Annotated in this window: 5 protein-coding genes; all 5 read left to right on the top strand. The window is 72.3% G+C overall.

Features of this window, described 5'->3' with window-relative positions:
* Positions 1–66: 66 nt before the first annotated feature.
* The 5 genes from ACIQRW_RS37380 to ACIQRW_RS37400 all read left to right on the top strand — a co-directional run bounded on the left by ACIQRW_RS37380 (position 67) and on the right by ACIQRW_RS37400 (position 7349).
* Positions 67–1326 (top strand): SLC13 family permease, encoded by a 1260-nt coding sequence (locus ACIQRW_RS37380; RefSeq protein ID WP_403769602.1) that lies wholly within the window; start codon positions 67–69, stop codon positions 1324–1326.
* 122 nt (positions 1327–1448) lie between these two features.
* Positions 1449–3557: a phosphocholine-specific phospholipase C gene (locus tag ACIQRW_RS37385; protein WP_403769590.1), complete on the top strand. Its 2109-nt coding sequence runs from the start codon at positions 1449–1451 to the stop codon at positions 3555–3557.
* Between the two features lie 190 nt (positions 3558–3747).
* Positions 3748–6009, top strand: coding sequence for an MMPL family transporter (locus tag ACIQRW_RS37390; protein ID WP_403769593.1), 2262 nt, complete (start codon positions 3748–3750; stop codon positions 6007–6009).
* Positions 5987–6544 carry a GNAT family N-acetyltransferase gene (locus ACIQRW_RS37395; RefSeq protein WP_403769596.1) on the top strand — a complete coding sequence of 186 codons (558 nt, stop codon included), beginning with the start codon at positions 5987–5989 and terminating at the stop codon, positions 6542–6544. Before ACIQRW_RS37390 ends, ACIQRW_RS37395 begins: the two co-directional genes overlap by 23 nt.
* A 115-nt stretch (positions 6545–6659) precedes the next feature.
* Positions 6660–7349 (top strand): hypothetical protein, encoded by a 690-nt coding sequence (locus ACIQRW_RS37400; protein WP_403769599.1) that lies wholly within the window; start codon positions 6660–6662, stop codon positions 7347–7349.
* Positions 7350–7528: the final 179 nt, after the last annotated feature.

Here is a 7528-nt window from a genome sequence, read left to right on the forward strand (position 1 = left end):
GTGCACCCGCACAACGCGGGCGCACCGCCCCTTCCCCGTGAACCCCTCCCGCTCTGAGAGACCCCCCTGAACACCGTCACCGCCGAGCTCGTCTCCTTCGCCCTGCTCCTGGGCGTCCTCGCCTTCGCCGTGCTGCGCCCCCGGGGCCTGCCGGAGGCGACCGTCGCCGTGCCCGCCGCCGTCCTCGTGGTGGCCCTCGGGGCGGTGTCCTGGCCCGAGGCCCGCGAGCAGGTAGGCGAGCTGCTGCCGGTCGTGGGCTTCCTCGCCGCGATCCTGGTGCTGGCCCAGCTCTGCGCCGACGAAGGGCTGTTCCGGGCCGCCGGGGACTTCGTGGCACGCGCCTGCCGGGGGCAGACCCGGCCCCTCCTCGGCGGTGTCTTCGTCATCGCCTCCCTCATCACCGCCGTCCTCAGTCTGGACGCCACCGTCGTCCTGCTCACCCCCGTCGTCCTCGCCACCGCCGCCCGGGTCGGAGCGCGGCCGCGCCCGTACGTCTACGCCTGCGCGCACCTGGCCAACTCCGCGTCCCTCCTGCTCCCCGTCTCCAACCTCACCAACCTGCTGGCGTTCACCGCGAGCGGCCTCTCCTTCACCCGGTTCGCCGCGCTGATGGCGCTGCCGTGGCTCGCCGCCATCGCCGTCGAGTACGCCGTGTTCCGCCGCGCGTTCAGGGCCGACCTGGCTGCCGGGGCGCACGCGCCGGATCCCGGCGCGGAGCGCACGCCCGTCCCCGTCTTCACGCTCGTCGTGCTGGCGCTGACCCTGGCCGGGTTCGTCGTGACCTCGTTCGCGGGCGCCGAGCCGCTGTGGGCGGCGCTGGCGGGCGCCGCCGTGCTGGGTGCCCGGGCCCTCGCCAAGCGGGAGACCACACCCCTCGCCGTCGTCCGCTCGGCCAACCCGCTGTTCTGCCTCTTCGTCCTCGCGCTCGGCGTCGTCGTCAAGGCCGTCGTCGACAACGGCCTCGGCGACGGGACAGCGGTCCTGCTGCCCGACGGCGACACCCTTCCCGCGCTGCTCGGCGTCGCCGCGGTCGCGGCGCTGCTCGCCAACCTGATCAACAACCTGCCCGCGATCCTCGCCCTGCTGCCGATCGTCGCGGCGGCCGGGCCGGGACCGCTGCTCGCCGCCCTGATCGGGGTGAACCTCGGGCCGAACCTCACGTACGTCGGGTCGCTGGCCACGCTCCTGTGGCGGCGCATCCTGCAAGCCCACGGGGAAGCCCCGGAGCTCGGCCACTTCACCCGGCTGGGACTCGCGACCGTACCGGCGACGCTGCTGGCCTCGACGCTCGCGCTCTGGGCATCGCTGCACCTCATCGGCGTGTGAGAGCCGGTTGGACTTCTCGCCTGACGTCTTGGACGTTCACCACCGGTCCGTGCGCAGTCCTTCCCGACGCCACCTGGGCTGACTAGCTTCCCGGCTGTAACCACCGGAACCAGGAGGCTCTTTTGACCACGGACATGTCACGGCGACGGCTTTTCGCGCTGGGCGGCGGCGCACTCGGCGCCGCTGCGGCCGGATCGTTCCTGCCGCCGTCGCTCCAGGCCGCCATCGCCGCGCAGCCCGCCCACGCGGGGTCCGGCGGGGGAGGCCTCGGCTCCATCAAGCATGTGGTGATCCTGATGCAGGAGAACCGTTCCTTCGACCACTACTTCGGCACCCTGCGCGGCGTACGCGGCTTCGGCGACCGCAACGCCATCGAACTGCCCACCGGCACAACGGTGTTCGAGCAGCCCGCCGCGGCCGGCTCCGCCGTACTGCCCTTCCCGGTGCGGGGGGCGGCCGAGGCGCAGAAGAAGGACCTCCAGTACATCGGCGCCCTCGACCACTCCTGGAACGGCGGCGCGAAGGCCTGGGGCGACGGCTGGATGAACGGCTGGATCAGCGCGAAGACCGCCGCGACGATGGCGTACTACGACCGGCGCGACATCCCGCTCCACTACGAGCTGGCCGACACCTTCACCGTCTGCGACGCCTACCACTCCTCGATCCACACCTCCACCAGCCCCAACCGCAACCACCTGTGGAGCGGGAAGACCGGCTTCGAGCCGAACGGGAAGCGGGCCGTCGGCAACGACGCGTACAACGAGGGCACCCACCCCGGCTACGACTGGTCCACCTACGCGGAGCGGCTGGAGAAGGCCGGGCGCAGCTGGCGCACGTACACCGAGTGGGAGAACTTCACCGACAACCAGATCGAGTTCTACGCCACCTTCAAGGCGATCGCCCGCAAGGCACTGGCCAGGACCGGCGGCCACACCTACATGGAAGCCTTCTACGCCAAGGTCCGGGGCGCGTCCGAGACCGAACGCACCCGGCTCCTCGGGCTGCTGGAGGAGGGCGTCGCCACCCTCGACCGACGTGAGCGCAGCCTGTTCGAGCGGGGGTTGCGCCGGGTGGAGACCGGGACGCTGGCGGACGAGTTCGCCAAGGACGTGGCGGCCGGGACGCTCCCCGCGGTCTCCTACCTGGTCCCCTCGGCGATCGACTCCGAGCACCCGAGCGTCTCCTCGCCGGTGCACAGCGCCACCGTCGTCTACAAGATCCTCGACGCGCTCGGCAAGCACCCCGACGTGTGGCGGCACACCGCCGTGCTGATCAACTACGACGAGAACGACGGCTTCTTCGATCACGTCCCGCCGCCCGTCGCACCCCCCGAGGTCACCGACGAACAGTGGGAGGGCCGCCCCACCGGCCTCGGAATCCGGGTGCCGCTGCTGGTCGTCTCGCCGTGGACCGTCGGCGGGTACGTCTGCTCCGAGGTCTTCGACCACACGTCCGTCATCCGCTTCCTGGAGCGCTGGACCGGCGTGAAGGAACCCAACATCGGCGACTGGCGGCGGCGCGTGACCGGCGACCTGACCTCTGCCTTCGACTTCACCCGGGCCCGCCGGCAGCCCGCCGTCGAGCAGCCGGGGGCGATCCCGCCGCTCAGCGGGCGCTGGCAGCCGAAGCCGCCCGCCGTCCAGCACCTCCCCGAGCAGGAGCCCGGCGCACGCCCGGCGCGCCCCCTGCCGTACCAGCCGGACGCCCGGGCGAGGCGATCGGGCGACACCCTGCGCGTGGAGCTCGCCAACACCGGCCGGTCCTCGGCGCACTTCGCGCTGTATCCGTACGCCGGTGAGTTCCCGGCCCCGCAGCACAAGGACGTCCCCGACACCGCGCACTGGACCGTCCCGCTGACCGGGGAGGCGTACCGTTTCACGGTCACCGGGCCGAACGGCTTCCGGCGCGAGTTCGCCGGACCGGCCGACGGGGGAGCGGAGGTCGCCTCCCGCATCGACCACCGCGACCGCGATCTGCACCTCACCCTGCGCAACACCGGCCGCCGGACCCTGACCTTCGTGGTGCGGCCGCTCGGCTACGTCGACGAGGACGACGTACGGGACTGGACCCGCCGCGTCACGGTCAAGCCGGGCCGCAGCCGGGCGCTCGTGCACTCGGCGGCCGACGCCCACGGCTGGTACGACCTCGACGTCACCGTCGACGGGGAGGACGGCTTCCGGCGGCGGCTCATGGGCCACATCGAGAACGGCCGTGCCAGCGTCTCCGGCTGACCCGGCCCGGGGGTCACAGGGCTTGATCCGTTCCGTGCAGGGAACGGATCAAGCCCTGTGACCATGGCCACGAAACGGACAAAGGATCACGTTCTGCTGACAGAGTGACGGTCCTAAGGTCGTGAGATGTTTACGGGCAGATAACGTCATCTGTGGGTAAATGTTCACAAACCCACAGGGAGCTCATCCGTTGGCTGCCATCGCTCGCTGGTGCATCAGGCACCGTCTCGTCGCCGTCCTCATCTGGCTCGCCGCCCTCGGCGGGACCGCCGCCGCGGCGGGCTTCGCGGGTTCCGCTTACTCCAACGACTACGAGGTCCCCGGCACCGAGTCCGGCCGGGCCACCGAACTGCTCTCCCGCGGCTTCACCGACCTCGGCGGCGACACCGACACCGTCGTCTGGCACACCACCGGCTCCACGGTCCGGGCCGCCGACGTCGAGCAGACCATGACCCGGACGCTCCACGCGATCGAGGAGCTGCCGGGCGTCGGCGCGGTCACCGGCCCCTACGGAGGCACCGGCCCCGGTCAGATCAGTGAGGACGGCCACACCGCGTACGCCACGGTCACCTTCGACCACCCCGCCGACGAGATCCCCGCCTCCCAGGCCCGCGCCCTCGTCGACACCGCGAAGGGAGCCGAGACCGACGGGCTCCAGGTCGAGCTGGGCGGCACCGCCGTCGCCCTCACCGAAGCGCCCTCCGTCCACCTCGCCGAGGGCATCGGCGTCGTCGTCGCCGCGGTCGTGCTCTTCCTCGCTTTCGGCTCGCTCGCCGCCAGCCTGCTGCCCATCGCCACCGCCCTGGTCTCCGTGGGCACCGCCTACGCGGGCATCGTGCTCCTCGGCCATGTGATGACCGTGGCGGACTTCGCCCCGATGCTCGGCATGCTCATCGGGCTCGGCGTGGGCATCGACTACGCCCTCTTCATCGTCACCCGGCACCGCAGAGGCCTCCGGCGCGGGATGTCGGTCGACGAAGCAGCGCAGAACGCCGTCACGACCACCGGGCGTGCCGTCGTCTTCGCCGGGGCCACCGTCTGTATCGCCCTGCTCGGCATGCTGATCCTGCGGCTCGGCTTCCTCAACGGCGTCGCCATCGCCGCCTCGCTCACCGTCGTCCTCACCGTGATGGCCTCGGTCACCCTGCTGCCCGCGCTGCTCTCCCTCATCGGGATGCGGGCGCTCAGCCGCCGCGAGAGGCGACAGCTCGCCGAACACGGACCGCGGCCGGAACTGCCCACCGGCTTCGCCGCCCGCTGGTCCGCCTTCGTGGAGCGGCACCCCAAGCTCCTCGGCTCCATCGCGGCCGTCGTCATGCTGGTGCTCGCCCTGCCCGCCCTCGGCCTCCACCTGGGCACCTCCGACCAGGGCAACAACCCGGCCGCCGCCACCACCCGACAGGCCTACGACCTGATCGCCGACGGCTTCGGGCCCGGCGTCAACGGCCCCCTCACCATCGCCGCCCAGCTCGACGGCGCGGACGACCGGCTCGCGCTGGACTCGCTGCCGGAGAAGCTGCGCACCACCGAGGGCGTCGCGTCCGCCGGCCCGGTCACGTACAACAGCGCCGGCGACACCGCCTTCCTCACCGTCGTCCCCGACTCGTCCCCCCAGTCGCAGGACACCAGCGAACTGGTCGACCGGATCCGGGACGACGTGCTGCCGCCGGTTCAGGACAACACCTCGCTGGAGGCCCACGTCGGAGGGGTGACGGCGAGCTACGACGACTTCGCCGAGATCATCGTCGGGAAACTGCCGCTCTTCGTCGGGGTCGTCATCGGACTCGGCTGTCTGCTCCTCCTCCTGGCGTTCCGCTCCATCGGCATCCCGCTCAAGGCCGCCGTGATGAACGTGGCCGCCGTCGCCTCCTCCTTCGGCGTCGTCGTCGCCGTCTTCCAGTGGGGCTGGGGGAGCGAACTGCTCGGCCTCGGCAGCGCCGGGCCCATCGAACCCTTCCTCCCCGTGATCATGGTCTCGGTCCTCTTCGGCCTCTCCATGGACTACCAGGTCTTCCTCGTGGGCCGGATGTACGAGGAGTGGCTGGAGACCGGCGACAACCGGCGGGCCGTACGGGTCGGCCTCGCCGAAACCGGCCGGGTCATCAACTCCGCCGCCGTGATCATGATCTCCGTCTTCCTCGCCTTCGTGCTCAGTGGCGACCGGGTCATCGCCATGTTCGGCATCGCGCTGGCCACCGCCGTCGCCCTGGACGCCTTCGTCCTGCGCACCCTGCTGGTGCCCGCCCTGATGCACATGCTCGGCGGGGCGAACTGGTGGCTGCCGGGCTGGCTGGAGAAGCGGCTGCCCAGGATCAGCATCGAGCCGCCCGACTGCGTACCGCTGCGTGCGAAGATCCCGGAGACACGCGGTACGGGTGCCGAAGAGGGTGCCGGGCCGGTGATGGTCCGGCCCGCCGAGAAGGAGCACGATGTTCGCCGTATCCCTGGGTGACGACGGGGCGCAGCTGTGCCCGCTGGAGGTCTGGCAGGCCGAGGAGCTCCTCGCCCACATGGACCGGGCCCGGGAGCTGGTCGACGCCTGGATCCCGCTCGCCTCGTCCGTCACCGACCTGGACTCGGCGCGCGCCCTGCTCCAGCGGTACGCGGAGAAGCAGGCGGCGGACACCGGGCGGCTGTACGGCATCCGGCTGGACGGCGTCCTCGTCGGCGGCGTCCTCTTCCGGATCTTCGACGCGGAGTCCGGCAACTGCGAGATCGGCGTGTGGCTGGAGCCCGCCGCCCAGGGCCGCGGCCTGATCACCCGCGCCGCCGAGCGCCTGATCGACTGGGCGGTGCACGAGCGCGGCATGCACCGCGTGGAGTGGGTCGCCTCCGCCGCGAACACCAGGTCGATCGCGGTGGCGAAGCGGCTCGGTATGTCCCGGGACGGGGTGATGCGGCAGAGCTACGTCCACCGGGGCGTACGCCACGACTCCGAGATCTGGTCCGTCCTCGCCCCGGAATGGCGGGCCCGCACCGGGCGCTGAGCCCCGTCCCGCACCGGGCGCTGAGCCCCGACCAGGGCCTGACGCGGCCCCGTCCCGGGCCCCGCGGGCCCCGGCGTTAAGCGGGCTCTCATCCGGGCCCCCTAGCGTGCGGCGCATGAACACCACCCCCTCCAAGACGACGACCCCGTCCACGACCACCCCGCCCGCCGGGACGACCGACCCCGCCGACGGCACCGCCGACGCCGTCACGGAGGAGGCGACCGCCCAGGACTCCCTGGTGAAGGACCCCGCGAAGGACTCCGCCACGAAGGACACCACCGGCACGCCGTCCGACACCGCGGACTCCGGGACGGCCCCCGACGACCTCGCCGGGCAGTCGGACGACGAGGACGATGACGACGCCCTGGAGCCCGACCCCTTCGACGAGGCCCGGCACGGCGTCGGCGCGGGCGCGGCGGCCGTCGTCTCCGCCGCCCTCGGCATCGTCGCCCTGACCGGCGCGTGGACCGGCCGGGTCGCCGCCGAGCGCGAGACGCTCATCGGCCAGATCCAGACCTCCGGCGGCGGCAGCGCGGCCCAGCAGATCTCCGAGATCTACGGGGACGCCTGGCACACCACCGCCCTGGTCAACGGCGTCTTCGCCGTCCTGGCCCTGCTCGTCGGCGTCTTCGTCCTGGTCCGCCCCGCCTTCGGCACCCCCTCCGAGCGTCCGCAGCCCACCTGGATCCGCGCGGTCGCCCTGGCCGGTGTCGCCCTCGGCGCCATCGGCGTGCTGATCTCCGCGGGCATGTACTTCGACCTCTTCGTCTCCCTGCCCACCGCGGGCGCCCCGGCCGCCGGCTGACCCCGGTCCGAGGCCTCCCACGGCACAGAGGTCAGCCGGCGGCCGGGGCGTGTCCGGCGGGCCCGCTCACGATCCGCCGGACACGCCCTAGGTGTATTGACCCGCAGGGTTGTTGACGCGGGTGATCGGGGGCTGGCCTCCGAGTGCGGTGTGGCAGCGGTGGTGGTTGTAGGTGTGGA

Origin of the sequence: Streptomyces sp. NPDC091287, from assembly GCF_044768525.1 — a bacterium.
In the GTDB taxonomy this organism is placed as follows: domain Bacteria; phylum Actinomycetota; class Actinomycetes; order Streptomycetales; family Streptomycetaceae; genus Streptomyces.